Origin of the sequence: Burkholderia sp. WTPI3 (genome assembly GCF_021483755.1) — a bacterium.
Taxonomy (GTDB): Bacteria; Pseudomonadota; Gammaproteobacteria; order Burkholderiales; family Burkholderiaceae; genus Burkholderia.
This window is the reverse complement of the sequence record NZ_JAGIXF010000016.1, coordinates 71381-97734: the sequence shown is the minus strand read 5'-3', so window position 1 is coordinate 97734 and position 26354 is coordinate 71381. Positions and strand designations below refer to the sequence as shown.

Annotated in this window: 26 protein-coding genes and 1 tRNA gene; 20 read left to right on the top strand and 7 right to left on the bottom strand. The window is 65.6% G+C overall.

The features are described 5' to 3' along the window. The first annotated feature begins 19 nt into the window (after window positions 1-19). From fliM to J7024_RS11370, 15 genes are all read left to right on the top strand, one after another. Entirely contained in the window at window positions 20-1018 is a 999-nt protein-coding gene (fliM, locus tag J7024_RS11440; RefSeq protein ID WP_124830269.1) for a flagellar motor switch protein FliM, read from the top strand. Further along, entirely contained in the window at window positions 1011-1481 is a 471-nt protein-coding gene (gene fliN / locus J7024_RS11435) for a flagellar motor switch protein FliN (RefSeq protein ID WP_096506765.1), read from the top strand. Before fliM ends, fliN begins: the two co-directional genes overlap by 8 nt. Then, entirely contained in the window at window positions 1478-2047 is a 570-nt protein-coding gene (gene fliO, locus J7024_RS11430) for a flagellar biosynthetic protein FliO (RefSeq protein WP_124830268.1), read from the top strand. Before fliN ends, fliO begins: the two co-directional genes overlap by 4 nt. Window positions 2048-2083: 36 nt before the next feature. After that, window positions 2084-2845 carry a flagellar type III secretion system pore protein FliP gene (gene fliP, locus J7024_RS11425; protein WP_124830267.1) on the top strand — a complete coding sequence of 254 codons (762 nt, stop codon included), beginning with the start codon at window positions 2084-2086 and terminating at the stop codon, window positions 2843-2845. Between the two features lie 19 nt (window positions 2846-2864). Continuing rightward, entirely contained in the window at window positions 2865-3137 is a 273-nt protein-coding gene (fliQ, locus tag J7024_RS11420) for a flagellar biosynthesis protein FliQ (protein WP_006750427.1), read from the top strand. Window positions 3138-3165: 28 nt separating this feature from the next. After that, on the top strand, window positions 3166-3948 hold the full coding sequence (gene fliR, locus J7024_RS11415; RefSeq protein WP_124830266.1) for a flagellar biosynthetic protein FliR: 783 nt from the start codon (window positions 3166-3168) through the stop codon (window positions 3946-3948). A gap of 318 nt (window positions 3949-4266) precedes the next feature. Further along, window positions 4267-5358, top strand: a complete 1092-nt coding sequence (locus J7024_RS11410) for an IS5 family transposase (protein ID WP_108064617.1) — start codon at window positions 4267-4269, stop codon at window positions 5356-5358. 554 nt (window positions 5359-5912) lie between these two features. Continuing rightward, window positions 5913-6917 carry an ABC transporter substrate-binding protein gene (locus J7024_RS11405; protein ID WP_124830803.1) on the top strand — a complete coding sequence of 335 codons (1005 nt, stop codon included), beginning with the start codon at window positions 5913-5915 and terminating at the stop codon, window positions 6915-6917. Window positions 6918-7038: 121 nt separating this feature from the next. Further along, complete coding sequence (locus J7024_RS11400) at window positions 7039-7836, top strand: ABC transporter ATP-binding protein (protein ID WP_096506768.1); 798 nt, start codon at window positions 7039-7041, stop codon at window positions 7834-7836. A gap of 59 nt (window positions 7837-7895) precedes the next feature. After that, window positions 7896-8744, top strand: coding sequence for an ABC transporter permease (locus J7024_RS11395; RefSeq protein ID WP_175752587.1), 849 nt, complete (start codon window positions 7896-7898; stop codon window positions 8742-8744). A gap of 74 nt (window positions 8745-8818) precedes the next feature. Continuing rightward, window positions 8819-10186, top strand: a complete 1368-nt coding sequence (locus J7024_RS11390) for a sensor histidine kinase (RefSeq protein ID WP_175770733.1) — start codon at window positions 8819-8821, stop codon at window positions 10184-10186. 15 nt (window positions 10187-10201) lie between these two features. Continuing rightward, the gene (locus J7024_RS11385) at window positions 10202-10879 is read left to right on the top strand and encodes a response regulator (RefSeq protein WP_124830806.1); all 678 of its coding nucleotides are present in this window, start codon (window positions 10202-10204) and stop codon (window positions 10877-10879) included. A gap of 281 nt (window positions 10880-11160) precedes the next feature. Beyond that, window positions 11161-12291: a porin gene (locus J7024_RS11380; protein WP_124830807.1), complete on the top strand. Its 1131-nt coding sequence runs from the start codon at window positions 11161-11163 to the stop codon at window positions 12289-12291. 337 nt (window positions 12292-12628) lie between these two features. After that, a complete protein-coding gene (locus tag J7024_RS11375; RefSeq protein ID WP_124830808.1) occupies window positions 12629-14647 on the top strand; it encodes a site-specific DNA-methyltransferase in 2019 nt (672 codons plus the stop codon). Next, window positions 14647-17682, top strand: a complete 3036-nt coding sequence (locus tag J7024_RS11370) for a type III restriction-modification system endonuclease (RefSeq protein ID WP_124830809.1) — start codon at window positions 14647-14649, stop codon at window positions 17680-17682. The genes J7024_RS11375 and J7024_RS11370 overlap by 1 nt, the downstream gene beginning before the upstream one ends. A gap of 358 nt (window positions 17683-18040) precedes the next feature. Here J7024_RS11370 and J7024_RS11365 read toward each other — a convergent pair whose 3' ends face one another. The 5 genes from J7024_RS11365 to J7024_RS11345 all read right to left on the bottom strand — a co-directional run bounded on the left by J7024_RS11365 (window position 18041) and on the right by J7024_RS11345 (window position 21614). Continuing rightward, on the bottom strand, window positions 18041-18298 hold the full coding sequence (locus J7024_RS11365) for a hypothetical protein (RefSeq protein ID WP_124830810.1): 258 nt from the start codon (window positions 18296-18298) through the stop codon (window positions 18041-18043). 37 nt (window positions 18299-18335) lie between these two features. Further along, window positions 18336-18614, bottom strand: a complete 279-nt coding sequence (locus J7024_RS11360; RefSeq protein WP_124830811.1) for a hypothetical protein — start codon at window positions 18612-18614, stop codon at window positions 18336-18338. Window positions 18615-18849: 235 nt separating this feature from the next. After that, window positions 18850-19863, bottom strand: coding sequence for an L-histidine N(alpha)-methyltransferase (egtD, locus tag J7024_RS11355; RefSeq protein WP_175752583.1), 1014 nt, complete (start codon window positions 19861-19863; stop codon window positions 18850-18852). Then, window positions 19847-21079: an ergothioneine biosynthesis protein EgtB gene (gene egtB / locus J7024_RS11350; RefSeq protein WP_234745045.1), complete on the bottom strand. Its 1233-nt coding sequence runs from the start codon at window positions 21077-21079 to the stop codon at window positions 19847-19849. Before egtB ends, egtD begins: the two co-directional genes overlap by 17 nt. Window positions 21080-21467: 388 nt before the next feature. Beyond that, window positions 21468-21614: a hypothetical protein gene (locus J7024_RS11345; protein WP_175752579.1), complete on the bottom strand. Its 147-nt coding sequence runs from the start codon at window positions 21612-21614 to the stop codon at window positions 21468-21470. Between the two features lie 56 nt (window positions 21615-21670). Here J7024_RS11345 and J7024_RS11340 point away from each other — a divergent pair, with 56 nt between their 5' ends. Continuing rightward, window positions 21671-22144, top strand: a complete 474-nt coding sequence (locus tag J7024_RS11340; RefSeq protein WP_124830814.1) for a carboxymuconolactone decarboxylase family protein — start codon at window positions 21671-21673, stop codon at window positions 22142-22144. Continuing rightward, window positions 22144-23025: a sigma-70 family RNA polymerase sigma factor gene (locus tag J7024_RS11335; RefSeq protein ID WP_175762504.1), complete on the top strand. Its 882-nt coding sequence runs from the start codon at window positions 22144-22146 to the stop codon at window positions 23023-23025. Before J7024_RS11340 ends, J7024_RS11335 begins: the two co-directional genes overlap by 1 nt. 61 nt (window positions 23026-23086) lie before the next feature. On the opposite strand, the gene J7024_RS11330 is transcribed toward J7024_RS11335, so the two are convergent. Further along, window positions 23087-23602 (bottom strand): DUF2628 domain-containing protein, encoded by a 516-nt coding sequence (locus J7024_RS11330; protein ID WP_175752577.1) that lies wholly within the window; start codon window positions 23600-23602, stop codon window positions 23087-23089. Between the two features lie 323 nt (window positions 23603-23925). After that, a tRNA-Val gene (locus J7024_RS11325) sits at window positions 23926-24002 on the bottom strand. Window positions 24003-24575: 573 nt separating this feature from the next. On the opposite strand from J7024_RS11325, the gene J7024_RS11320 reads away from it, so the two are divergent. From J7024_RS11320 to J7024_RS11310, 3 genes are all read left to right on the top strand, one after another. Further along, window positions 24576-25016: a hypothetical protein gene (locus J7024_RS11320; protein WP_124830817.1), complete on the top strand. Its 441-nt coding sequence runs from the start codon at window positions 24576-24578 to the stop codon at window positions 25014-25016. Continuing rightward, window positions 25006-25293 (top strand): Imm74 family immunity protein, encoded by a 288-nt coding sequence (locus J7024_RS11315; RefSeq protein ID WP_233409933.1) that lies wholly within the window; start codon window positions 25006-25008, stop codon window positions 25291-25293. Before J7024_RS11320 ends, J7024_RS11315 begins: the two co-directional genes overlap by 11 nt. Before the next feature lie 105 nt (window positions 25294-25398). After that, the gene (locus J7024_RS11310) at window positions 25399-26073 is read left to right on the top strand and encodes a hypothetical protein (RefSeq protein WP_124830818.1); all 675 of its coding nucleotides are present in this window, start codon (window positions 25399-25401) and stop codon (window positions 26071-26073) included. Window positions 26074-26354: the final 281 nt, after the last annotated feature.

Genomic DNA, 26354 nt, shown 5'->3' with positions numbered 1-26354 from the left:
GGCCGAAAAAGGAGCGCGCATGGGCCACCAGGAGTTCATGTCCCAGGAGGAGGTCGACGCTCTCCTCAAGGGCGTCACGGGCGAAACCGATACAGTCGACGAGCAGCGCGACACGTCGGGCGTCCGCCCCTATGACATCGCGACGCAGGAACGGATCGTCCGCGGCCGGATGCCCGGCCTCGAGATCATCAACGACCGCTTCGCGCGGCTGCTGCGGATCGGCATCTTCAACTTCATGCGGCGCACGGCGGAAATTTCCGTGAGCCAGGTGAAGGTGCAGAAGTACAGCGAGTTCACCCGCAACCTGCCGATTCCGACCAACCTGAATCTGGTGCACGTGAAGCCGCTGCGCGGCACGTCGCTGTTCGTGTTCGATCCGAACCTCGTGTTCTTCGTCGTCGACAACCTGTTCGGCGGCGACGGGCGTTTTCACACCCGCGTCGAGGGCCGCGATTTCACGGCAACCGAGCAGCGGATCATCGGCAAGCTGCTGAACCTCGTGTTCGAGCAGTACGCGAGCGCGTGGAAGAGCGTGCGGCCGCTGCAGTTCGAATTCCTGCGCTCGGAGATGCACACGCAGTTCGCGAACGTCGCGACGCCGAACGAGATCGTGATCGTCACGCAGTTCTCGATCGAGTTCGGGCCGACCGGCGGCACGCTGCACATCTGCATGCCGTACTCGATGATCGAGCCGATCCGCGACGTGCTGAGTTCGCCGATCCAGGGCGAGGCGCTCGAAGTCGACCGCCGCTGGGTGCGCGTGCTGTCGCAGCAGGTACAGGCCGCCGAGGTCGAGCTGAGCGCGGATCTCGCCGAGATCTCGACGAACTTCGAGAAACTCCTGAACCTGCGTACGGGCGACGTGCTGCCGCTGGAAATCGCGGACACGATCGTCGCGAAGGTCGACGGCGTGCCGGTGATGGAGTGCGGTTACGGCATTTTCAATGGTCAATATGCGTTGCGCGTGCAGAAGATGATCAGCGCAAGCGACACGATGAAGGAAGGTGGATATGAGTGAGCTGAACCAGACGCCCGATCTCGACCCGCAGGCGCTCGCCGACGCCGCACTCGCGGAATCGGCCGCCGCCGCGCAGGCAGATCCGGGCATGGACGACTGGGCCGCCGCGCTCGCCGAGCAGAACCAGCAGCCGGTGCAGGCAGGCGCGACGGGCGCCGGCGTGTTCCAGCCGCTGTCGAAGGCCGCGCCGAGTTCGACGCACAACGACATCGAGATGATTCTCGACATCCCGGTCAAGATGACCGTGGAGCTGGGCCGCACGAAGATCGCGATCCGCAACCTGCTGCAGCTCGCGCAGGGGTCGGTCGTCGAGCTCGACGGCCTCGCCGGCGAGCCGATGGACGTGCTCGTGAACGGCTGCCTGATCGCGCAGGGCGAAGTGGTCGTCGTCAACGACAAGTTCGGCATCCGGCTGACCGACATCATCACGCCGGCCGAACGCATCCGGAAGCTGAATCGATGAAAGCCGCGCCGTTCGGCCGGCGCATGTGCCGCGCGACTGCAGCGGCGGCGGCCGGCGCCGCATCGCTCGCCTGCGCGCCGGCCGGCGCGGCCGACATGAACGCGGTGAACCACGCCGGCGCGATCGCGTCGGGCGTGATCGTCGGTTCGGCCGCACCGTCGCTCGGTGTCGGCGCGGTGCTGCAGACGCTCGTCGGGCTCGCGGTCGTGATCGGTCTCGTGTTCGGCTGCGCGTGGCTCGCGCGCCGCTTCGGGTTCCAGCCCGCGCGACGCGGCGGCCCGCTGAAGGTCGTGTCGAGCGTCGGGCTCGGCGCGAAGGAAAGCGCGACGATCGTCGAGATCGGCGACACCTGGCTCGTGCTCGGCGTCGCGCCGGGCAACGTGCGGCTGCTGCATACGCTGCCGGCCGGCTCGGCCGCCGCATTGACGGCGGCGTCGGCCCCGGCCGATGCACCCGCCGGCGCCGCACCGGCCGACCGCGGACTGCCCGGCACGTTCGGCGCGCGCTTTCGCGACGCGCTCGCGGGCGAAGCCGCGAAGCGACTCGGGCGCGGCAAGGACCGCTGACATGCCGCCGTGCCCTCTTTCCGTTCCTGCATTCCGATGAAACACGAATTCCTGCGCTGCACGGCGCGCTTCGCGCCCGTGCTGATCCTCGGCCTCGCCCCCGCGCTTGCCTGCGCGCAGGCGGCCGGCCTGCCCGCGTTCAACACGAGCCCGGGCCCGAACGGCGGCACCACCTATTCGCTGAGCGTGCAGACGATGCTGCTGCTCACGATGCTGTCGTTCCTGCCGGCGATGCTGCTGATGATGACGAGCTTCACGCGCATCATCATCGTGCTGTCGCTGCTGCGCCAGGCGCTCGGCACCGCGACGACGCCGCCGAACCAGGTGCTGGTCGGCCTCGCGATGTTCCTTACCTTCTTCGTGATGTCGCCGGTGCTCGACCGTGCCTACACCGACGGCTACAAGCCGTTCTCCGACGGCGCGATGCCGATGGAGCAGGCCGTGCAGCGCGGCGTCGCGCCGTTCAAGACCTTCATGCTGAAGCAGACCCGCGAGACCGATCTCGCGCTGTTCGCGAAGATCTCGAAGGCCGCGCCGATGCAGGGCCCGGAAGACGTGCCGCTGTCGCTGCTGGTGCCCGCATTCGTCACGAGCGAGTTGAAGACCGGCTTCCAGATCGGCTTCACGATCTTCATCCCGTTCCTGATCATCGACATGGTCGTCGCGAGCGTGCTGATGTCGATGGGGATGATGATGGTGTCGCCATCCACCGTGTCGCTGCCGTTCAAGCTGATGCTGTTCGTGCTGGTCGACGGCTGGCAGCTGCTGATCGGCTCGCTCGCGCAGAGTTTCATGTGAGCGGCGGAGGAATCGCGCGATGACACCCGAACAAGTGATGACGCTGGCGCACCAGGCGATGATGGTCGGCCTGCTGCTCGCCGCGCCGCTGCTGCTGGTCGCGCTCGCGGTCGGCCTGGTCGTGAGCCTGTTCCAGGCCGCGACGCAGATCAACGAATCGACGCTGTCGTTCATCCCGAAGCTGCTCGCGGTGGCCGCGACGCTCGTGATCGCCGGCCCGTGGATGCTGACGACGATGCTCGACTACCTGCGGCAGACGCTGCTGCACGTCGCGACGCTCGGCGCCGGTTGACCGGCAGGCCAGGCCCGGTTCCACGGCGATGTTCTCGGTTACCTACGCGCAGCTCAACGGCTGGCTGACCGCCTTCCTGTGGCCGTTCGTGCGGATCCTCGCGCTCGTCGCGACGGCCCCCGTCGTCGGTCACGCGTCGGTGCCGGTGCGCGTGAAGATCGGCGTGGCCGCGTTCATGGCGCTGGTCGTCGCGCCGACGCTCGGTGCAATGCCCGGCGTCACCGTATTCTCCGCGCAGGGCATCTGGATCATCGTCACGCAGTTCCTGATCGGCGCGGCGATGGGCTTCACGATGCAGATCGTGTTCGCGGCCGTCGAGGCGGCCGGCGACTTCATCGGGCTGTCGATGGGGCTCGGCTTCGCGACCTTCTTCGACCCGCATTCGAACGGCGCGACGCCGGTGATGGGCCGGTTCCTGAACGCGATCGCGATGCTCGCGTTCCTCGCGGTGGACGGCCACCTGCAGGTCTTCGCGGCGCTCGCCGCGTCGTTCCAGTCGCTGCCGGTGTCCGCCGGCCTGCTGCACGCGCCCGGCTGGCGCACGCTCACCGCCTTTGGTGCGACCGTGTTCGAGATGGGGCTGCTGCTCGCGCTGCCGGTGGTCGCGGCGCTCCTGATCGCGAACCTCGCGCTCGGGATCCTGAACCGCGCGGCGCCGCAGATCGGCATCTTCCAGATCGGCTTTCCGGTCACGATGCTGGTCGGACTGTTGCTCGTGCAACTGATGATCCCGAACCTCGTGCCATTCGTGTCGCATCTGTTCGACATCGGGCTCGACGCGATGGGGCGGGTGCTGCTGGGCTGGCGCTAGGCGCGGGTCATTCGACCCGAGATACAGGCGCAACCGAGTCATCACGATTTCGTGCGAGTTCAGGGCCTATCGAACCGGCCGATTGGCGACGAATCCATCGATCGACCCGGGGATGATGCATTCATGTCAGATAAGGAAACTTGCTAGCGTGTTGCGGGCAGCGTGGGCGGTGGCGATCACCAAAAAGGGATGGCCACCGGGGTAATCACGCAGCACGAAGACCGTTGCGAAAGTCAGCCCTCCCCATAACAGGCCGTTGAAATCCCCCCGCCGATCCGTCACGATGTAGCGAACCCGATCCCAAGGCACGAAGGCAGCATGCGAGGCACCGACAGCTACAACGAATCCCTGTTCAGTACAGTCAGACTGGAGGAGTTCGTACCGCAAACGCATCCGCTGCGCCCGATCCGGACTTGGATGAACGAGGCGCTGTCGAATATGGATGCCAAGTTCTCGGCGATGTACGAAGCGGACATCAAAGGCGGTCGGCCGAGCATTGCGCCGGAGAAGCTGATGCGGGCGATGCTACTTCAGGTGCTATACAGCATTCGCAGCGAGCGGCAACTGGTCGAGCAGATCTCGTACAACCTTTTGTTCCGTTGGTTCGTCGGCCTGTCGATCGAAGACGCGGTGTGGAATCACTCGGTGTTCAGCAAGAACCGGGATCGACTGATCGAGTTCGACGCAGTGACTGACCTGTTCAACGCGACGGTGGAAACGGCGCATAAACGCGGCTTGCTGTCGGGCGAGCACTTCAGTGTGGACGGCACCTTGATCCATGCGTGGGCCAGCCACAAGAGCATCCGGCGCAAGGATGGCGGGGACGATGATCGTCCGCCTGACAATTGGCATGGCGAATCGCGCAGTAATGAAACGCACGAATCGAAGAGCGACGGTGAGAGCCGGCTCTATCGCAAGAGCAATGCCGCGCCAGCCTTGCCGAGTTACCTGGGCCATGTGCTGACGGATAACCGGCACGGTCTGGTCGTGAACGTTCAGGCCAGCGAGGCGAATGGCCGAGCGGAACGCAAAGTGGCGACGGACATGCTGCGCGATGTGTCGGGTTCGGACGTGCGTATTACGGTGGGCGCAGACAAGGCGTACGACACGCGTGGATTTGTGAAGGCCTGCCGCGAATACAACGTGACGCCGCACGTCGCACGCAACACGAAGCGCACCGGCGGAAGTGCAATCGATGGTCGGACGACGCGGCATCTCGGTTACGCACTGAGCCAGCGCAAACGGAAATGCATCGAACAGTGCTTCGGCTGGGGCAAACGGATCGGGCCGATCCGGCAGGTGATGGTGAGAGGCTTGGAGAAAGTTGATCAGTTGCTCACGCTGACGATGGCGGCCTACAACCTGACGCGGCTGAGAACGTTGGGATTCGTGCGTCCGCAGGGCGCGTAATGCAGGAAATCTGGCGGGAAATACCTTCGCCGGCCGGGCTCTACCGCTGAACCCGGCGTGACGCAACAAAATTGCCGAGCCGTTGAGCGAATTCATGTCATTTGCGAGAGTGGTCTGAATCCGGTCGATGGGTATTTCAACGGCCTATTAGACTCATTGGATCATCGAAGTGAAATATCAAGGCAGAAGGCGAATCGAACAGATCACGAGGAACCAAAGGCGGCAAGTTGCCAACGCGATGAGTCCTCGTCGGCCACGGCTTTTGCCGTGGAGCTGTACTTCCGTAGTCGGCCCGGGCTCAGCTCAATGAATAATTCTCTTCGTGCTTGCCAAAGCGTAATGCTGAGAAATCAGCATAGATAGGCCTGTTGCCATTCAAACCTGCGGCGCAATCCGGCTGGGGGGCGCTCTTCGGGCATTCGCGTCGGATTCGTGGAAAACCCCTAACTGATCCGCCCCCCCGCGAAAGGTTGCAGAAGGTTTCGTGTCCCTATACTCGTCAGGACGATGCAGCAAGCATCGCGCCATACGATTACAACGAAGGAGACGACCCGATGCGACCCATCCTGCGCACCCTCGCCGTGGCAGCCAGCCTGAGCTGCGCGCTCGCCGCTCACCCCGCTTTCGCCGACGACGGCGGCAAGATCACGATCATGGTCGGCGGGATCGCGAAGCTGATCTACCTGCCCGCGCGGCTCACGCAGGAGCTCGGCTACTTCAAGGACGAAGGGCTCGACGTCGAACTGCTGTCGCAGCCGGCCGGCGTCGACGCCGAGAACGAGCTGCTGGCGGGCGCCGTGCAGGCCGTCGTCGGCTTCTACGACCACACGATCGACCTGCAGAGCAAGGGCAAGGACGTGAAGGCGATCGCCGTGTTCGGCCAGGTGCCGGGCGAAGTCGAGATGGTGTCGACCAAGGCGGCGCCGACCTTCAGGTCGATGGGCGATGCGAAGGGCAAGACGCTCGGCGTGACGGGCCTCGGCTCGTCGACGAGCTTCCTCACGCAGTACCTCGCGCTGCAGCACGGCGTGCCGTCGACGCAGTACACGATGCTGCCGGTCGGCGCCGACGCGAGCTTCATCGCCGCGATCAAACAGGGTCGCATCGACGCCGGGATGACGACCGAGCCGACGGTGTCCGCGCTCGAGAAGATGGGCGACGCCAAGGTGCTGGTCGACATGCGCACCGTCGACGGCACGCGCGCCGCGCTCGGCGGCACCTATCCGGCCGCGAGCCTGTACGTGCAGTCGGCCTGGGCCGATTCGCACAAGGCGCAGGCGACCAAGCTCGCGCATGCCTTCGCAAAGACCATGCAGTTCATCCACACGCACAGCGCCGAGGAAATCGCCGCCAGGATGCCGGCCGACTACCAGAAGGACAAGGCGCTGTACGTGGCCGCGCTGAAGGCGTCGCTGCCGATGTATACAGCCGACGCGAAGATGCCGGCCGACGGCCCGGCGACCGTGCTCAAGGTGCTGTCGGCGTTCAACCCGTCCGTGAAAGGCAAGCACATCGACCTGGCGCGCACCTATACGAACGACTTCGTGAACGCGAAGTAACCCACATCGGTACCGGCGCCGGCGGCGGCGATCCCGCCGCCGTGCGTGCCCCGTTCCGGCCCGGCTGACCGGCCCGGCGTCGCCACGATGCGGCGCCCTCTTCACCCGCAGGACGAATGCGATGAACCAGGCAGTCTCCCCGAGCACACCGGCGATCGAGTTTCGCAACGTGTCGTGCCGCTTCATTTCGCCGGAAGGCAAGGCCACCGTCGCGCTGCGCGACTTCAGCATGAGCGTCGCGCGCGGCGAGTTCATCGCGATCGTCGGGCCGACCGGCTGCGGCAAGTCGACCACGCTGAACCTGATCACCGGGCTGCTCAAGCCGGTGTCCGGCGAAGTGCGCGTGATGGGCCGCCCGGTCGACGGGATCGACCCGCGCATCGGCTTCGTGTTCCAGGCCGACGCCGTGTTCCCGTGGCGCAACGTGATCGACAACGTCGCGGCCGGCCCCCTGTTTCGCGGCCGCTCGAAGGACGTCGCGTATGCGCAGGCCGAGGAATGGATCCGCAAGGTCGGCCTCGACAAGTTCACCAAGCACTACCCGCACCAGCTCTCCGGCGGGATGCGCAAGCGCGTCGCGCTCGCGCAGACCTTCATCAACCAGCCGGAAATCCTGCTGATGGACGAGCCGTTCTCCGCGCTCGACATGCAGACGCGCACGCTGATGCAGGACGAACTGCTGCAGCTGTGGTCCGCCAACAAGGGTTCGGTCGTGTTCGTCACGCACGATCTCGAGGAGGCGATCGCGCTCGCCGACCGCGTGTTCGTCCTGACCGCGCGCCCCGCGACGCTCAAGCGCGTGTACGAGATCGACCTGCCGCGCCCGCGCGTCATGTCGGAAGTGCGCTACGACCCGCGCTTCATCGAAATTTCCAAGGACATCTGGCACGACCTGCGCGAAGAAGTGCAGATCGGCTGACCGCACGAGCCGCACGGCAGGCCATGGCAACAAACAGCAAGGACAGGAGCATGACCGACATGACGCTTCCCACCACCGCCCTTCCGGCGACCACGCTCGAGGACGACGAGCGCGCCGCGCAACGCCGGCTGCGCCGCCGGCGCAACCTGATCGTCGGGCTGCGGATCGCCGTGCTCGTCGTCGTGCTGGGCGGGTGGGAACTCGCCGCACGGCTGAAGTGGATCGATCCGTTCTTCTTCTCGATGCCGTCGCTGATTTTCGAGCAGATCCAGGACTGGTTCGTGAACGGCACGTCGCAGGGCCCGCTGCTCACGCAGGTATGGGTCACGCTCGAGGAAACCGCGATCGGCTTCCTGATCGGCTCGGTCGCCGGCGTGATCTGCGGGATCGTGCTCGGCCGCAACAAGCTGATGGCCGACGTGTTCGGCCTGTACATCCAGATCGCGAACTCGATTCCGCGCGTCGTGCTCGGCTCGATCTTCGTGATCGCGCTCGGCCTCGGGATGGCGTCGAAGATCGCGCTGGCCGTCGTGATGGTGTTCTTCGTCGTGTTCGGCAACGCGTTCCAGGGAGTGCGCGAAGCCGACCGCTACCTGATCGCGAACGCGCAGATCCTCGGCGCGTCGCGCCGGCAGATCACCACGGCCGTCGTGATCCCGTCCGCGCTGAGCTGGATTCTCGCGAGTCTGCATGTGAGCTTCGGCTTCGCGCTGGTCGGTGCGGTGGTCGGCGAATTTCTGGGTTCCAAGCAGGGCATCGGCCTGCTAATCTCCACCGCCCAGGGCGCGTTCAACGCGAGCGGCGTGTTCGCGGCGATGATCGTGCTGGCCGTGGTCGCGCTGGCCGCCGACTACCTGCTGACCTGGGTCGAGAAGCGCTTGCTGAAGTGGCGTCCCGCCGCGTTCTGAGCACCGCCCGCATCACATGACACGCCCGAACCGCGCCGGCCGCCCCCGGCGCGGTTCGGCATTGAGGAGAAGGCATGGCGCACAGCCTGCGCGGGCGGCTTCTGTGGTGGCTGCTGCTGCCGCTCGCGGCTTTCGTGCTGATCGCGGGCGCGATGTCGTACGACACCGCGCGGCGCACGGCCGGGCTCGTGCAGGACAGCGCGCTCGTCGCATCCGCGCGCACCATCGGCGAGGACGTCGAATGGCGCAACGGGCTGCCCGTCGCCGACGTGCCGCCGGCCGCGCTCGAGATCTTCGAATCGCCGTCGCGCGATTCGGTGTTCTACAAGGTGATCGACAGCCACGGACGCCTGCTCGCGGGTAACCCGGCGCTCGAGGTGTCCGGGCAGCACGGCGTCGAGCCGACGCTGTACGACACGTCGCTCGACGGTGTGCCGCTGCACGCCGCAGCGTACGATCGCCAGCTGTACGACGAAGGGCAGATCGAGACGGTGACGGTGGTGGTCGCGAAGACGACGCGTTCGCACGATGCGATGGTGGCGACGATCTGGCGCCCGCAGCTCATGCGCCTGTCGCTGATGCTGGTGCTCGCGGTGGTGCTGGTCTATCTGGGCCTCACGCTCGAACTGCGGCCGCTGATGAAGCTGAAGGACGACGTCGCCGATCGCGGACCGATGGAGCTCGAGCCGATCCGCCCCGAGCGGCTGCAGCACGAGTTGCGGCCGATCGTCGATGCGATCAACCAGTGCATCGCGCGGCTGAATACGCACACGGCCACGCAACGCCGCTTCATCGCGGACGCCGCGCACCAGCTGCGCACGCCGATCGCGGTGCTCGACACGCAGATCCAGTACGCGCAGCAGCGCGGGCGCGACGATCCGGCGCTCGCGTCGGTGCTCGACAGCATGCAGCGCAGCAGCCGCAAGATGGCCGACGTGACCGACAAGCTGCTGCTGCTCGCGCATGCGGAAGCGACGCCGTCGACGCTGCTCACGCATCGCGTCGATCTCGCGGCCGTGGTGTCGAGCGTGCTGGAGGAGACGATCGTGCTCGCGCAGCGGCGCGACATCGATCTCGGCGCCGATCTCGGCGAACGGCTCGACGTCGCGGGCAGCGACAGCCTGCTGACCGCGCTGGTGATGAACCTCGTAGACAATGCGGTGCGTTACACGCCGTCGGGCGGCTGCGTGACGGTCGCCGCGCAACGCCACGGCGATGCGATCGTGCTAGACGTGATCGACAACGGCCCGGGCATTCCGGCCGAAGCCCGGCCGCACGTGTTCAAGCGGTTCTACCGCGTGTCGGCCGACACCGAAGGCTCAGGCCTGGGCCTTGCGATCGTGCGCGAGATTGCGCAGGCGCACGGCGGCAGCGCGTCGCTCGCGCTGGGGCCGGGCAATCGCGGCGTCGTCGTGACCGTACGGCTGCCCGCTTATGATTGAGAACGTGATGCCGTCATGAAACTTCTATTGGTCGAAGACAACGCCGAACTCGCGCACTGGATCGTGAACCTGCTGCGCGGCGAGGATTTCGCAGTCGACTGCGTCGGCGACGGCGAGCGCGCGGACACGGTGCTGAAGACCGAACGCTACGACGCGGTGCTGCTCGATATGCGGCTGCCCGGCATCAGCGGCAAGGAAGTGCTCGCGCGGCTGCGGCGCCGCAACGACAACGTGCCGGTGCTGATGCTGACCGCGCACGGCTCGGTCGACGACAAGGTCGACTGCTTCGGCGCGGGCGCCGACGACTACGTGGTCAAGCCGTTCGAATCGCGCGAACTGGTTGCGCGGATCCGCGCGCTGATCCGCCGGCAGGCCGGCGTCGGCACGACCCGGCTTGTATGCGGCGATCTCGTCTACGCGTTCGGCACGCGCGAATTCCGCTGCGGCGACGCGGTACTCGCGCTGCGCCGCCGCGAGCATGCGATCCTCGAGACGCTGATGCTGCAGCAGAACAGGACCGTGTCGAAGGCGCGGCTGATGGACAGCGTATTCGCGCTCGACGACGAGCCGAGCGCCGACGCGATCGACATCTATATCCACCGGTTGCGCAAGCATCTGGCCGGCAGCACGGCCGAGATCATCACGCTGCGCGGGCTGGGCTATATCCTGCGCGCGAAGAGCGTGCAGGACTGACGCGGTCGCACTCCCCGCCTTCGTCAATCCCTTCGCATGACGAACTTTCTCTGAAACCCCGACGGCCGTCCGCCGGGTTAGCGGCCGTTCGTCCGCCCGGTTCGTGATCGTCGCGCGTTCGGTGTTTTCACCAATCCGATTCTTGCGGCCGGGAAAGCGGCATGAAGGATTGCACCCCCTACCATGCTACGCGTCGGCCCTCTCGCTGTGGCCGGCAACAGCCGGCATACATTACGTAGTGCCAATGAACATTTCAATGCGGCAGCCAGGAGGAGACGATCTTGAAACGAAAAACCCTTGCCCTTTCCATCGCGGCGGCGGGCCTCTGTGCCGGCACCCAGGCGCAGGCGCAGTCGAGCGTGCAGCTCTACGGCCTGATGGACCTCAGCTTTCCGACCTACCGGACCCACGCCGATGCGAACGGCAATCACGTGATCGGGATGGGCAACGAAGGCGAGCCGTGGTTCAGCGGCAGCCGCTGGGGCCTGAAAGGCGCCGAGGACATCGGCGGCGGCACGAAGGTCATCTTCCGCCTCGAAAGCGAATACGTGGTCGCGAACGGCCAGATGGAAGACAACGGCCAGATCTTCGATCGCGACGCATGGGTCGGCATCGAGGACGAGCGCTTCGGCAAGCTGACGGCCGGGTTCCAGAACACGATCGCGCGCGACGCGTCGGCGATCTACGGCGACGCATACGGCTCCGCGAAGCTGTCGACTGAAGAAGGAGGCTGGACCAACTCGAACAACTTCAAGCAGATGATCTTCTACGCGGCCAGCCCGACCGGCACGCGCTACAACAACGGCCTCGCGTGGAAGAAGCTGTTCAGCAACGGCATCTTCGCGAGCGCCGGCTACCAGTTCAGCAACTCGACAGCGTTCGCGACCGGCTCCGCATACCAGCTCGCGCTCGGCTACAACGGCGGGCCGTTCAACGTGTCCGGCTTCTACAACCACGTGAACAACGGCGGCTACACCAACCAGACGTTCTCGGTCGGCGGCAACTATACGTTCGGCATCGTGCGCCTGAACGCCGGCTACTTCCGCTACAACGGCGACCAGGGCTCGCTCGGCCAGCGTCACGACGACGCATGGACGGTGTCGATGAAGATCCAGCCGAAGGGCGTGCTCGACTACGAGCTCGGCTATCAGCAGATGCGGGTCAAGAACGCCGCGTACACCTCGGACGGCTTCATCCCGAACGCGAACCTCGGCGCGTTCAGCCTGACCAGCGGTGTCGGCAACGGCTTCAAGGAAACGCTCTACGGGTCGGTGTTCTACCACCTGAGCAAACGCACCGAGCTTTACCTCGCCGGCGACTACATGAAGCTGCACGGTGGTTACACGGTGTCGTCGACGTTCGGTGCGAAAAACCAGCTCGAGCTGACGACGGGCGTCCGTACGCGTTTCTGATTCGGCGGCCGGGGCGCGCCGCGCCCCGCCGTTTTCTTCGTTCGGGACTTCTCCATGCGGGCACGCCGCCGCATTGCGCTGACCGTGCCCTTTTTTTCGTCGTTTTCGGCGGGCGCCGGTGCCCCGGGAAACGCCTGCCGGCCGGCCCTGCGACAACCGGCCCGAAGCCGCTTGCGGCCCGTCTGGCGGGCGATCGCGGCCGATGTGCGCACGCTCGCCTTGCATCGGTGCTTGACCTGCGCCGACCGACTCGCTAGCGTTTCGGGTTTGCCCGGGTGGCCATTGCCGCCGGAGCCGTGAGTGCGCCCGACGTCCTGGCGCACGCGGCCGGGTTCCGATGGAAAAAACGATGCAGAAACTCGATGCGGCGAGCCCGCAGGCGATGTCGACGGATTTCACCGCCGACAACGTCGCGCGCCTGAAGGCGCTGTTCCCCGAACTCGTGACCGAAGGCCCGAACGGCGCGTCGGTCGACGTCGACGTGCTGAAGGCGCTGGTCGGCGAGCGCACCGTCGGCGACGCCGACGAGCGCTACGGCTTCCACTGGCACGGCAAGCGCAGCGCCCGCCAGGCCGCGCTCACGCCGTCGACAGGCACGCTGCGCCCGTGCCCCGACGACAGCGTCGCCTGGGACGACACGCGCCATCTCGTGATCGAGGGCGACAACCTCGACGTGATGAAGCTGCTGCACAAGAGCTACGCGGGCAAGGTGAAGCTCGTCTACATCGACCCGCCGTACAACACCGGCAGCGATTTCGTCTATCCGGACGACTTCAGCGACAGCATCCGCCACTACCTGGCGATGACGGGCCAGACCGACGCCGGCGTGAAGCGCAGCACCAATACCGAGGCGAACGGCCGGTTCCACACCGACTGGCTGAACATGATGTATCCGCGCCTGAAGCTCGCGCACGCGCTGCTGTCCGACGAAGGGCTGATCGCCGTGCACATCGACGAGCACGAAGTGCATGCGCTCGTGCTGATGCTGCGCGAGATCTTCGGCGAGGAGAACGAGCTCGGCGTCGCCGTGTGGGACAAGCGCAACCCGAAGGGCGACGCGCGCGGCGTCGCGTACCAGCACGAATCGCTGGTGCTGTTCGCGCGCAACGCCGAGACGCTGCTCGAACAGGCGCCGCTCAAGCGCCCGAAGCGCAACGCGCAGCGCATGCTCGACGCCGCGCACGACGCGATGTACCGCAGCGGCAACGCGAAGGACGCGCAGAAGGCGTACCGCGCGTGGATGAAGGCGCAGACCAACCTGTCAGGCGGCGAGGTGATGTACGACCGGCTGTCGGAAGAAGGCCGCGTATACCGCCTCGTATCGATGGCGTGGCCGAACAAGAAGAAGGCGCCGGAAGAGTATTTCACGCCGCTGATCCACCCGGTCACCGGCAAGCCATGCGCGATGCCGGCGCGCGGCTGGCGCAATCCGCCCGCGACGATGCAGGCGTTGATCGAGCGCGGCCAGATCGAATTCGGCCCGGATGAAACCACGCAGCCGCAGCGGATCTACTACCTCGACGAGAACATGTACGAGAACGTGCCGTCGGTGCTGCCGTTCGCCGGCTCCGACGACGCGCTGCTCAAGACGCTCGGCATCCCGTTCGACCTGCCGAAGCCCGTCGATTTCGCCGCGGCCGTGATCGGCTGGTGCACACGCGGCGACGACATCGTGCTCGACTGCTTCGCCGGCTCCGGTTCGACCGGCCATGCGGTGATGCAGGTGAACGCGACCGACGGCGGCGCGCGCCGCTACATCCTCGTGCAGCTGCCCGAGGCGCTCGATCGCCGCGACAAGACGCAGCTGGCCGCCGCCGATTTCTGCGCGAAGCTGAAAAAGCCGCTGACGCTCGCCGAAGTCACGAAAGAGCGCCTGCGCCGCGCCGCGCAGCAGGTTGCGCGCGACTATCCGGAAAGCTATGGCGACCTCGGCTTCCGCGTGTACAGGCTCGACACGACCAACGTGATCGAGTGGGATCCGCGCCGCGACGACTTCGACCATGCGCTCTTCGCGTCCGTCGAGCACGTGAAGACCGGCCGCACCGAGGACGACCTGCTCGCCGAACTGACGCTGAAGCTCGGGCTCGACCTGTGCACGCCGGTCGAGCATCACCGGGTCGCCGGCAAGACCGTGCACCTGATCGGCCGCTCGATCGTCGCGTGCTTCGATGCGCGCATCGCGCGCGACGACGCGGGCCCGCTCGCCGACGGTATCGTCGACTTGCTCGACGCGACCGGCGCGACGCGCGACGTCACCTGCCTGTTCCGCGACAGCGGCTTCGTCGACGACGTCGCGAAGCTCAATCTCGCCGCGCTGCTCGAACAGCACGGCGTGAAGCGCGTGCGGAGCCTGTGATGCGGCTGCATTTCGAAGCGGATCTCGACTATCAGCGCGAGGCGATCGACGCCGTCTGCGACCTGTTTCGCGGTCAGGAATCGTATCGCGGCGACTTCAGCGTGCTCGCGAACGCCGCGCCCGGCACGACGGCCGCCGCGCAAGGCTCGCTCGGCTTCGCGGTGTCGGAGCAAGGCGTCGGCAACCGGCTGTCGCTGACCGACGACGCGCTCGCGCGCAATCTGGCCGACGTGCAGCTGCGCGGCGGGCTGCCGCCGTCCGGCCTGCCCGGCTCGCGCGATTTCACCGTCGAGATGGAGACCGGCACCGGCAAGACCTACGTGTACCTGCGCACGATCTTCGAGCTGAACCGCCGCTACGGCTTCACGAAGTTCGTGATCGTCGTGCCGTCGATCGCGATCAAGGAAGGCGTGCACAAGACGCTGTCGATCACCGAGGACCATTTCCGCGCGCTGTACGCGGGCGTGCCGTACGACTACTTCCTGTACGACTCCGCGAAGCTCGGCCAGGTACGCCATTTCGCGGCGAGCGCGGCGATCCAGATCATGGTGATGACGGTTGCCGCGATCAACAAGAAGGAGATCAACAATCTCTACAAGGACAGCGAGAAAACCGGCGGCGAGAAGCCGATCGACCTCATCCGCGCGACGCGGCCGATCGTGATCGTCGACGAGCCGCAAAGCGTCGACGGCGGTCTCGAGGGGCGCGGGCGCGAAGCGCTCGCCGCGATGGCGCCGCTCTGCACGCTGCGCTATTCGGCCACGCACGTCGACCGGCACCACATGGTGTACCGGCTCGATGCGGTCGACGCGTACGAGCGCAAGCTCGTCAAGCAGATCGAGATCGCGTCGGCGATCGTCGAGGATGCGCACAACAAGCCGTATGTGCGGCTCGCCGGCGTGTCGAACCGGCGCGGCGCGATCAGCGCGCGCATCGAGCTCGACGTCGCGACGGCGGCCGGCGTGAAGCGCCAGATCGTGTCGGCCACCGACGGCGACGATCTCGAGCGCCTGACCAAACGCGCGTTGTACGCCGGGATGCGGATCGGCGAAGTCCACGCGGTGAAGGGCGCCGAATACGTCGAGCTGCGCCATCCCGAAGGCGAGGCATTCCTGTCGCTCGGCGAAGCGTTCGGCGATATCGACACGCTCGCCGTGCAGCGCGAGATGATCCGCCGCACGATCCGCGAGCATCTCGACAAGGAATTGCGCCTGGCGGAGCGCGGCGTGAAGGTGCTGTCGCTGTTCTTCGTCGATTCGGTCGAGCGCTATCGCCGCTACGACGAGAACGGCGTGCCCGTGAAGGGCGACTACGCGCTGATCTTCGAAGAGGAATATGCCCGCGCGGCGCGCGTGCCGGCCTACCGTGCGCTGTTCGACGGCGTCGACGTCGCGCTCGAAGTCGAGCGCGCACACAACGGTTACTTCTCGATCGACCGCAAGGGCGGCTGGACCGACACGAGCGAGAGCAGCGCCGCGGCCCGCGAGAACGCAGAGCGCGCATACGGCCTCATCATGCGCGAGAAGGAAGCGCTGCTGTCGTTCGACACGCCGCTGAAGTTCATCTTCTCGCACTCGGCGCTGAAGGAAGGCTGGGACAACCCGAACGTGTTCCAGATCTGCACGCTGCGCGACATCCAGACCGAACGCGAGCGCCGCCAGACGCTCGGCCGCGGGCTGCGCCTCGCCGTCGACCAGGATGGCGAGCGCGTGCGCGACCCGGGCGTGAACACGCTCACCGTGATCGCGACCGAGCGCTACGAGTCGTTCGCCGAGAACCTGCAGAAGGAAATCGAGGCCGACACCGGCATCCGTTTCGGGATCGTCGAGGAGCACCAGTTCGCGGCGCTGCCGGTGCAGGAAGGCGATGGCCCCGCGCATGCGCTCGGCATCGAGCTGTCGCGCGTGCTGTGGACGCATCTGCACGAGCAGGGCTACGTCGACGCGCAAGGCAAGGTGCTCGACCGGCTCAAGGATGCGCTGCGCCAGAGCGCGCTCGTGCTGCCCGACGCGTTCGAGACGCTGCGCGCGCCGATCGTCGCGACGCTGCGCAAGCTGTCGGGCCGCTTCGCCGTGCGCAATGCGGACGAGCGCCGCGCGATCGCATTGCGGCGCGACGCGTCCGGCAAGGCCGTCGTGTTCGGCGACGACTTCCGCGCGCTGTGGGACCGTATCCGCCATCGCACCGTGTACAGCGTCGAATTCGACAACGCGAAGCTCGTGCGCGACTGCACGGCCGCGCTGCGCAACGCGCCGGACATCGCACGCGCACGGTTGCAATGGCGCAAGGCCGAGATCGACATCGGCAAGGCCGGCATCGAGGCGATCGAAGTGGGCGGCGCGGGCACCGTGCTGATCGACGAAGGCGAGCTGCCGCTGCCCGATCTGCTCACCGAGCTGCAGGACCGCACGCAACTCACGCGCCGTTCGCTCGCGACGATCCTGGCCGACAGCGGCCGGCTCGACGATTTCCGCGTGAATCCGCAGCAGTTCATCGCACTCGCGGCCGATGCGATCAACCGCTGCAAGCGGCTCGCGCTGGTGGCGGGCATCGCGTATCGCAAGCTCGGCGAGCGCCACGTGCATGCGCTCGAGTCGTTCGAGAGCGAGGCGCTGACCGGCTACCTGCGCAACCTGCGGCCCGATGCACGGAAGGCGATCCACGAGGCAGTCGTGTGCGACACCGATGCGGAACGCGCGTTCGCCGACGCGCTGGAAGCGCACGACGGCGTGAAGCTGTACGCGAAGCTGCCCGCGTGGTTCCGCGTGCCGACGCCGCTCGGCAGCTATCACCCGGACTGGGCCGTGCTCGCGGAGCAGGATGGCGGCGAGCGGCTGTACTTCGTCGTCGATACGCCGAATGCGGATGGCGATGTGTCGAGCGAGCACGAACGTGCGAAGCTCGCGTGCGGCGAAGCGCATTTCCGCGCGCTGGTGGACGGCGGGGACGCCGCGCGATTCATGCGCATCCGGCAGGCCGATGCGTTGTTCGAGCCTGTCGCGTCCGTTGCGCCCTGTGCGAACGCGCGGCGCTGAAACGAAGGGCGGCCGATGAGCCGCCCTTTTTTCATGGTGCAGGCGCGATGCCTGTCTCTACGGAGGCGAATCCACCTGTCATTCGCCTGAAGGCGATTCGTATCCTCGCGCGTTCGTGCGTGCGGTTACGGCTGGTTGCAAATCCGCGACGAAGCGATGTTCGGGCGCGACACCCCACGACACGCCCTTTTCCCGCATGCGCGGCGTTGTAAATGATCGTAATGTTGCGCGTGGCGCGCGTTCGTCAGATCGATTCGCCCGGGTTCGGCTGCATGCGCGAACTGCGCAGCCGGCCGTCATGAAATCAGGATGATGAAAGGCGGAGCGGCGCCCTGGCGCCGCTCCGTCGATGAACGCACTACTGCGCCGGCTGCATGTCGTGTGCCGCCGCTGCCTTGCGCTGCGCTGCCAGCTCCTGCTCGTGCTTCTTCGCCATGTGGTGGCCGACGATACAGCCGCCGACCGCGCCTACTACCGCATGGTGTCCCGCGTAGTGGCCGGCGACGCCGCCTACTACCGCGCCTTTCATGCAGCCCGCCGCATGCGCGCTGCCGATCGTTGCCAGGGCAACGACGGCGGCGGCCGTGCACAGCCTGATGTGTCGAATGGGCTTCATGGATTCACTCTCCTGTTGTCGTGTTCATGCGAGTCGATCAGTTCCAGCGGTCGCCGTGTCCGCGCCACTCGTGCTCGCGCCATTCATGGCGACGCCACTCGTGTTCGCGCCACTGACGCGCGCGCCAGTCATCATAGCGATAGCCGACCGGCGCGACCATCACCGGCGGAGGCGGCGCCACATAGACGGGGGCCGGTGCCGCGTAGACGCCCGGCACGCCGATCCCGACAGACAGGTCGACGTGGGCCGATGCGACGCCCGAAGCTGCCAGCGCCGCTACACCGAGAACTGCACCGAGAAGGAATTTCTTGTTCATCTCGCGACTCCCTGCACGTGTCGTGCTTCATGTGAATACGGTTCGGAGTCTAGGCATCGGGCGCTGACACAGGTGAAACCGGTCTGCGAGACCGGTAACGGACGTTTACGGAGGGGCGCAGAGCCTTACCGGACAAGGGCGAGGACCGATTCGACACGCCGTTGCAACGGCGCATCGAATCGGCGAAGCGGTAAAGGCGGAATTTTTTGCCGGCATGCGATTCGCCGGCGGCGCGCTACGCGCGAATATCGTCGACGCTGCGCAGCCAGTGCACGCTGAACAGGCTGTCCGCGTCGGTCCACACGGTATCGGGCTCGAAACCCGCGCGGCGCGCGATTGCATGGAAGCCGTCGATCGTGAACTTGTGCGAGTTCTCCGTGTGGATGCGCTCGCCGGCCTCGAAGCGGAATGCGTGACCGCGCACATGCACGGTCTGCGCGACGTCGCTGACCAGATGCATCTCGATGCGTTGCCGCGCGGCGTCGTAGAACGCGCAATGCGAGAACGCGTCGAGATCGAAGTCCGCGCCGAGCTCAGCATTCGCGCGGGCGAGCAGGTTCAGGTTGAACCGCGCGGTCACGCCTTGCGCGTCGTTGTACGCGTGATGCAGCGTGCGCTCGTCCTTCACGAGATCCGCGCCGACGAGCAGTCCGCCGCCGCGCAACAGGCGCGCCGCATCGCGCAAGAACGCGTCGGCTTCCTCCGGCGAGAAGTTGCCGATCGTCGAGCCCGGGAAGAAGCCGATGCGCCGCCGCGGCGTCGCGGTCAGCTCGGCCAGTTGCTCGGCCTTCGTGTAGTCGGCCGCGATCGGCGCGACGTCGAGCCACGGATACGCGGTACGCAGCCGCGCGGCCGCACCGTGCAGATAGTCGGCCGAGATGTCGATCGGCACGTAGCGCGCCGGCGCGTTCGCGTAGTTGTCCGCGCACGCGTCGAGCAGCACGCGGATCTTTTCGAGCGAACCCGCGCCGAATTCGACGATGTCCGCATGCGGGCCGACGCGCTGCACGATCTCGGCCGCGCGATCGCGCAGGATGCCGAGCTCGGTGCGCGTCGGATAGTACTCGGGCAGTTCGCAGATGCGATCGAACAGCTCGGAGCCCGCCGCATCGTAGAAGTATTTCGGCGAAATGCTGCGCGGCGTACGCGACAGTCCGTCGATCAGGTCGCGCTCGAACGCGCTGGGCCGCGAATCGCGGGCGGGTTGCAGGCCACCTCTCGCGGCCCTGAGGTCAGACGTCTCGCGCAAGTCGCACTCCCGTGAATTGCCAGCGCGCGGCCGGCGGAAAGAAATTGCGGTACGTCGGCCGTTCGTGCCCCGGCGGCGTCGCGATGCTGCTGCCGCGCAGGACCTGCTGGCCGACCATGAACTTGCCGTTGTATTCGGCCGCAACACCCGCGAATGGCCGAAAGCCCGGATACGGCTCATAGGACGAGCGGGTCCACTGCCATACGTGCCCGAGCATCTGCCGAATGCCGTCCGCCCCGAATGCGGCCTCCCATTCGAATTCGGTCGGCAGGCGTGCACCCGCCCATTCCGCGTACGCGGCCGCTTCGTAGAAGCTCACGTGGCACACCGGCGCGTCGGGCGCGAACGACTCCACGCCGTGCAGGCCGAACGTGCGCCATGCGCGCGCGGTGCCGGCACCGATACCGTCGTCGTGCGGGATCCAGTACGCGGGTCCTTGCCACCCTTCCCGCTGCACCGTCGCCCAGCCCTCGGACAGCCAGTATTCGGGTCGCGCATAGCCGCCGTCCGCGATGAAGGCGGCGAATTCCGCATTCGTCACGAGACGGTTCGCGATCTCGCAAGGGCGCACGAGCGCCGTGTGGCGCGGCCGTTCGTTGTCGAACGAGAACGCGTCGCCGTCGTGCCCGATCTCGACGAGTCCGCCGGGCTGATACAGCCAGCGCAACGGGCCGGCGTCTCTCGCAGCCAGCGAGGCTTGCGTATCGGCGCCGTTGCGCGGCCGGAATGCCGGTTTCAGCGGATTGCACGAGAACGCGTGCAGCATGTCCGTGACGAGCAGTTCCTGGTGTTGCTGCTCGTGATGCAGGCCGAGTTCGATCTCGGACGCGATCGCTTCGAGCAACGTCGGGTCGGCGCTCGCGAGCGCGTGCAGCATCGCTTCGTCGACGTGCTGCCGGTAAGCATGCACTTCATCCAGCGACGGACGCGTGAGCAGCCCGCGCTGCGGCCGCGGATGGCGCGGGCCGAGCGCTTCGTAATAGGAATTGAAGAGGAACTGGAACGCGTCGTCGAACGGCGCGTAGCCGTGCATGCGGCGCATCAGCACGACGGTTTCGAAGAACCAGGTCGTATGCGCGAGATGCCATTTCGCCGGACTCGCGTCCGGCATCGACTGCACGGCCTGGTCTTCGGCGGACAGCGTCGCGGTCAATGCGACGCTATGGGCGCGCACGTCCTGGTAACGGCGCTGAAGCTGGGATGCAAGGAGGCTCATCGGTTTACCGTTCACGTCGCGATTCGCTGCGTTGCGTTGCCGGAAAAAGGAAAGCCTTGCGCTCGGATGCGCGCGGCTGACGTGCGACCTTCGGTGCTGCGTCGTCGGGCAACCGGCGCGCGCGCCGGGCCGCTGGTGCGGCGTCACTTCGTCTGCCCGTGCAGAACAGTATGGTCCAGAAATGTGAACGTCGCGAATCGGATTTCGGGCGAAACAAAACAGAAAGAAAAATGAAAGTATCCGCCGCGCGGCGCATCGGTGTGACACACCGACGGAGCCTCATGTACGGTGGGGCTGCACAGAGGGTCGCAACGCGCATGCCTGCCCGTTGCGCTGCTGACGGCAGATGACATTCGCGCAGCGCCCGTGAAAGCTGCGCGAGGCGGCTTCACCCGAAGAACGCGGTCGTGCCGCCGATATCGACCGCGATCCACGCATAGCGATCGCGGTCGTCCACGCGCTGCTCGACAGCGCTGCCCTTCGCCCGGTGCCAGGCTTTTCTCCTGGCTTTGAAAATTTTTTGCGTCGATGTCACGCGCGCGGGTGCTCGCTCGTCATATCACCGGAACCCACACGAAAGGAGAAGGAACCATGACTGCGAAACTCAATCCGTTTGCCGCCGCGCCCGCGCTCATGAAGAACTGGATGACCGTATCGGTCGCCGCTGCCGGGAGCCTCGAGCCGACGCTGATCGAGCTGGTCAAGATCCGCGCATCGCAAATCAACGCGTGCGCGAACTGCCTTAACATGCACACCGTCGAGGCACGCGAGCAAGGCGAGACCGAGCAGCGCATCAACCTGCTGGCCGCGTGGCGCGAAGCGCCCTGCTACACCGACCGCGAACGCGCGGCGCTCGGCTGGACCGATGCGCTCACGCGGCTGTCGGAAGGCCATGGCGCGCGCGAAGCCGCGTATGCCGCGCTGAACGATCACTTCAGCCAGGAGGAACAGGTGAAACTCACGGTGATGATCAATGTGATCAACGGCTGGAACCGGCTCGCCGTCGGCTTCGGGCTGTGGATCGATCCGGCCGAGGCGAAGGCCGCCGCCAAGGTGGTGGCCTGATGACGATCCTCGATCCGGCTGCAGGCAGTGCCGAAGACCGGGCCGACGCAGCGGCGAGCTTCGACCCGCTGCGCCGCACGCTGATCCGCGTCGCGTACCGGATGCTCGGTTCCGTCGCGGATGCCGAGGACATGGTGCAGGATGCGTTCGTCCGCTGGATGGACGTCGATCGCACCGAGGTGCGCGTGCCCGAGGCGTTCCTGCGCCGCATGGTGATGCGCATGTGTCTCGACCAGCTGAAGTCCGCGCGACACCAGCGCGAGACGTATATCGGCCCGTGGCTGCCCGAGCCGGTCGTCGAGGAAGATGAACAGGAGGACGTCACGCTGCCGCTGATGCTCGCGCTCGAACGGCTGTCGCCGCTCGAACGCGCGGCGTTCCTGCTGCACGACGTGTTCGGCCTCGAGTTCGACGAGATCGCAACGACGATCCAGCGTGATCCGGCCGCGTGCCGGCAGCTCGCCGCGCGGGCGCGCACGCATGTCCGCGAGGCACGGCCGCGGTTTCATGTCGAGAAGCAGCGCGGGATCGAACTGGCCGAGGCGTTCTTCGCAGCGTCGCGCAGTGGCGACATGCGCGCGCTCGGCGCGATGCTCGCCGAGGACGTCAGCCTGCATGCGGACGGGGGCGGCAAGCGGACGGCCGCCGGCACGCCGGTGTTCGGCTACGAGGGCGTGATGAAGGTGCACGAATACCTGGCCAAGCTGTTCGCCGCGCACACATCGAAGCTCGTGCGGGCCGGGTTCATCAACGGGTTGCCCGGGTTCGTCACGCTGGAAGCCGACGGCGAACTGCAGACCACGGCGCTCGAGATCGGCGACGGGAAGATCGTTGCAATCTATGTCGTACGCAATCCTGACAAGTTGAAACACCTGCACTGAGGGCTGCGGTGCGGCGGATGCCCGAAACGGCATCATCGCCGCCCTCCTTTCCGCGGCTTCGTTACCCCATCGCGACCACGATGTTGCGAATCACGAGCATTGCGTAGCCGAGCACGGGCGTCGCGATCGCGAAGCCGAGTGCCGCGAGCCAGTTCGTGCCGCCCTGCGCTTCGAGCAGTGCGAGAAACGATTCGCGGGTCGTCGCATTCGGGCGCAGCTTTTCGATCCGGCGCTCGACGTGCGCCCTGTAGAGGCCGTTTCCGAACCAGCCGATCGTCACCGCGATCGCGATCGTGAACGGATCGAGCGCGCTCGACTGAAGAGACTGCGGAAAATACAGCAACTGGATCAGCGTGACCCCGAGCGACGCGCCGAGCACGGCCGCCGCCTGCCAGTACATGCATCGATACGCCATCCATACCGGGCCGAGAAAACAGGCCGCCCAGTTCCAGGCCATCCGGTTCTTGCGCGACGCGGCGATCGCCCATTTCTTCTCGAACCAGTCGGCCTTCTTGCCGACGTACGCGGCGATTTCGTCGTTGCTCGCGGACGATGCGATGGTCGTAACCTCGGACATGGTCGTGCGCTCTCCCGGTCGCGCCGTTCGCGCGTTGTCGTTTTGACGGATTGAATTCGCGACGTGCGCAGCGTGTGCCGCTTGTTCTCGTGGACGATTCGCAGACGATTCTACCCGGCGTGCGGTGGCCGTCGAAGTGCGCGCGAGATGATCGGATGAAGTGCGATGCCGTTCGGGGAACGTGCAACGCATCGGGGCTGCATGCGTTGTTTCGGCCGCAAAAAGAAAAACGCCACGCGATGTTGCCGCGTGGCGTTTGTATGTTTGGCGAGCCGGATTGCCTGTAGGCAATTCACGCTGCCGGACCCCTTCATTTTGTTCGTTGGTAGGCTCGATTGGATTCGAACCAACGACCCCCACCATGTCAAGGTGGTGCTCTAACCAACTGAGCTACGAGCCTAAGAAGCCGCGAATTATAGAGAGGGTTTTTGAGGAGCACAACCCCCTTCGTGAAAATTTTTTGAATCGAGTGCGCGCGGGGGCTGGCGATCGATGTTGCGTGGCGCTGCCAGGGACGTTGACTTCATCTCTTCGTGTCACAGTAAAACGTGTCGGTGCGCTGTGCGGTTATCCACATTCGCCTCTGGATAACCGTCCGGGAAGCCTCTGAATTCACAGTGGAACGATTGAGGATATGTCGGCGCGGCTGCAGATCGGCGAAAAGTTGTTCTGTGCTTCACAGCGCTTTTCGTGTGCATTGCCTGTGGTTATGCATTCCGCTTCGCGCTGAAAATTCAGGGAGTTACGGAGGTTATCCACTGTGAGGCGGCGCGCTTGTTAACTATCACTACGTATATATACGAACTCTGTTAACACCTTTGGATAAGCACAGTCCGCCGACTGTGACCCCGGCGGAATATGCACTGCGTGCGACAGACGGACAACCGGATCGGCAGGCTGTGAGGCCTGCGGCCGATCAGTGAACGGCTTGGTCTGTAGAATCGCCGGGGTTCAGATTCGACAAGCAGCCGACATGACATTGGCGATCCGGGTTGACTGGGAAAGCGGCGCGATTTGCGCTGACCGCACGCGTATCGAGGTCGGCAACGACGGGCGATTGAGTGAGGATGTCCTGCGCCTGTGTTCGCCCGTGCAGATATCGAAGAACGGCACGACGCGTTATCGCGTCTCGCAGCAGATAGCCTTCGGCGGTCACACAGGCGAATGCCTGGTCGACATGGCTCAAGGGAGGCTGACGAGCGTCGCGATCCTGTTCGATCCTGTTCGCTTCCTCGTTGCGAGCATCACGGAGTCGAAGATCGTCCGGTCGATCGCGAAGTCGTCCGGCTTGACGGCTGTGAGTGGACATCCCACAGAGGTACGACTCGAACCGTGCTCATGGGGAGCCGCGGTGTTTCGTTACGATCCTGTGCAAGGTACCTTGAGTTTCGAGGTGCGATTCCGTGACGACTGAATCATCCGAGGCAAAGCGGCTGACGTATCAGGTCCTGATGATCTCGCGCGGTGAGATCGTGCTGTCCGACGGCGCGCGAATCGTCCGGGTGCCTGGCGAAGCGCTGTTGCCGGTCATCAAGGACAGCCATGCCTTCGTCGTCTACGTCGATTCGATGCAGTACCTGGGGGCGATACGAGACGGCGAGAAGGTCGATGTCGCCACACGGCAAGCCGTGATCTCGGCGATTACCGCGCATTTTTCGGCCAAGGGATCAACGGTCGATTTTGAATCCTGATGCGGCAACGATGAATAGAAACCGACAGGGCGATGCGATCCGTACTCGCAATGGGAGCAACCGATGGGACCGACAGTTTGCCGCCGTCACGGATACGATCGCGCGATGATGACGTCGACAGGTGTTGCCGCATGCATCCTGTCGCGAGGACAGTTCGATTCTGGCGAACTCGTGAAGGTCTCGCTCGATCGGCCGAAATACAGCCGGGAGATGTGGATGCTGCGTGCCGAACTCGACGAACACGCGGCCGAATTCGTCTTCGTCGACAACGTTGCGCATGTGAAAGCCTTTCCGAAGATTGCGGCGCTGGAGCGTTTGCGGGCGTACGTGTGTTCGGTATGCCTCGACGAACTGCTCGTGCGCTCTGGCGAGGCGCCGTATCGACCGACGACGAAGGAGCGGGCGTTTGACGCGTCCGTTGTCGCGGCAAATGCGAAGTGGCCATCCAATCATGCGCGATGCGAGCGTCACGGGCTGATTCTGCCGACGCGCACGTCGCCTGATATCGAGGCGGCGATCCTGTCGATGGATGTCGTTCGCGATTGTCGCGTCGTACAGGTGATTGACGGAAGCATGAAGCATGAACCGAAGCACTGGTTCGACGAAGTGTTTCTGCGAAAGGTGTTCGGGCCTGAAATCGACCTCGTCGAACCGACGTTCCGGATCGACGACCGGGCCACGTTCGTGAAGCTGTGGGATGCCGGCGAGCGGGTATGTCCTGTGTGTCTTCTAGACGTATTGAAGCGAAGCGGCGTGACGAACGACAACGTGCCGGCGTGAACCGGCGAAAGCGATCATGACCTTCATGCAGCCCGCGCCGTTGTGTGTCCACCTCAGCGCTATCGTTCGCGCGGACTGGCCGACGAAAGGGAGTGTATTCGCAGCACTACGTGACGATCTTCATTTGCACGGACCCACGTTGGCTGCGCATGTGTGGCACTCGGTATGTGCGGATCCGCATTACGGCTGGCATGACGAGTGTTTCTGCGAGCAGCACGGGCATTTGCTGGTAGCAGGGCGCACCAAGCCACCGAAGCGCTGACGCGCAAGCCGGGCTGGCA

What these genes read in the sequence shown, in the direction of transcription:
- J7024_RS11335 (WP_175762504.1), top strand. Translation starts at nt 22,144, where the DNA reads ATGACGATCCTCGATCCGGCTGCAGGCAGTGCCGAAGACCGGGCCGAC.
- J7024_RS11365 (WP_124830810.1), bottom strand. Translation starts at nt 18,298, where the DNA reads ATGAAGCCCATTCGACACATCAGGCTGTGCACGGCCGCCGCCGTCGTT.
- J7024_RS11320 (WP_124830817.1), top strand. Translation starts at nt 24,576, where the DNA reads ATGACATTGGCGATCCGGGTTGACTGGGAAAGCGGCGCGATTTGCGCT.
- fliQ (WP_006750427.1), top strand. Translation starts at nt 2,865, where the DNA reads ATGACACCCGAACAAGTGATGACGCTGGCGCACCAGGCGATGATGGTC.
- J7024_RS11310 (WP_124830818.1), top strand. Translation starts at nt 25,399, where the DNA reads ATGATGACGTCGACAGGTGTTGCCGCATGCATCCTGTCGCGAGGACAG.
- J7024_RS11390 (WP_175770733.1), top strand. Translation starts at nt 8,819, where the DNA reads ATGGCGCACAGCCTGCGCGGGCGGCTTCTGTGGTGGCTGCTGCTGCCG.
- J7024_RS11410 (WP_108064617.1), top strand. Translation starts at nt 4,267, where the DNA reads ATGCGAGGCACCGACAGCTACAACGAATCCCTGTTCAGTACAGTCAGA.
- fliP (WP_124830267.1), top strand. Translation starts at nt 2,084, where the DNA reads ATGAAACACGAATTCCTGCGCTGCACGGCGCGCTTCGCGCCCGTGCTG.
- J7024_RS11395 (WP_175752587.1), top strand. Translation starts at nt 7,896, where the DNA reads ATGACGCTTCCCACCACCGCCCTTCCGGCGACCACGCTCGAGGACGAC.
- fliN (WP_096506765.1), top strand. Translation starts at nt 1,011, where the DNA reads ATGAGTGAGCTGAACCAGACGCCCGATCTCGACCCGCAGGCGCTCGCC.
- J7024_RS11370 (WP_124830809.1), top strand. Translation starts at nt 14,647, where the DNA reads ATGCGGCTGCATTTCGAAGCGGATCTCGACTATCAGCGCGAGGCGATC.
- egtB (WP_234745045.1), bottom strand. Translation starts at nt 21,079, where the DNA reads ATGAGCCTCCTTGCATCCCAGCTTCAGCGCCGTTACCAGGACGTGCGC.
- fliO (WP_124830268.1), top strand. Translation starts at nt 1,478, where the DNA reads ATGAAAGCCGCGCCGTTCGGCCGGCGCATGTGCCGCGCGACTGCAGCG.
- J7024_RS11385 (WP_124830806.1), top strand. Translation starts at nt 10,202, where the DNA reads ATGAAACTTCTATTGGTCGAAGACAACGCCGAACTCGCGCACTGGATC.
- J7024_RS11405 (WP_124830803.1), top strand. Translation starts at nt 5,913, where the DNA reads ATGCGACCCATCCTGCGCACCCTCGCCGTGGCAGCCAGCCTGAGCTGC.
- J7024_RS11400 (WP_096506768.1), top strand. Translation starts at nt 7,039, where the DNA reads ATGAACCAGGCAGTCTCCCCGAGCACACCGGCGATCGAGTTTCGCAAC.
- fliM (WP_124830269.1), top strand. Translation starts at nt 20, where the DNA reads ATGGGCCACCAGGAGTTCATGTCCCAGGAGGAGGTCGACGCTCTCCTC.
- J7024_RS11360 (WP_124830811.1), bottom strand. Translation starts at nt 18,614, where the DNA reads ATGAACAAGAAATTCCTTCTCGGTGCAGTTCTCGGTGTAGCGGCGCTG.
- fliR (WP_124830266.1), top strand. Translation starts at nt 3,166, where the DNA reads ATGTTCTCGGTTACCTACGCGCAGCTCAACGGCTGGCTGACCGCCTTC.
- J7024_RS11330 (WP_175752577.1), bottom strand. Translation starts at nt 23,602, where the DNA reads ATGTCCGAGGTTACGACCATCGCATCGTCCGCGAGCAACGACGAAATC.
- J7024_RS11375 (WP_124830808.1), top strand. Translation starts at nt 12,629, where the DNA reads ATGGAAAAAACGATGCAGAAACTCGATGCGGCGAGCCCGCAGGCGATG.
- J7024_RS11340 (WP_124830814.1), top strand. Translation starts at nt 21,671, where the DNA reads ATGACTGCGAAACTCAATCCGTTTGCCGCCGCGCCCGCGCTCATGAAG.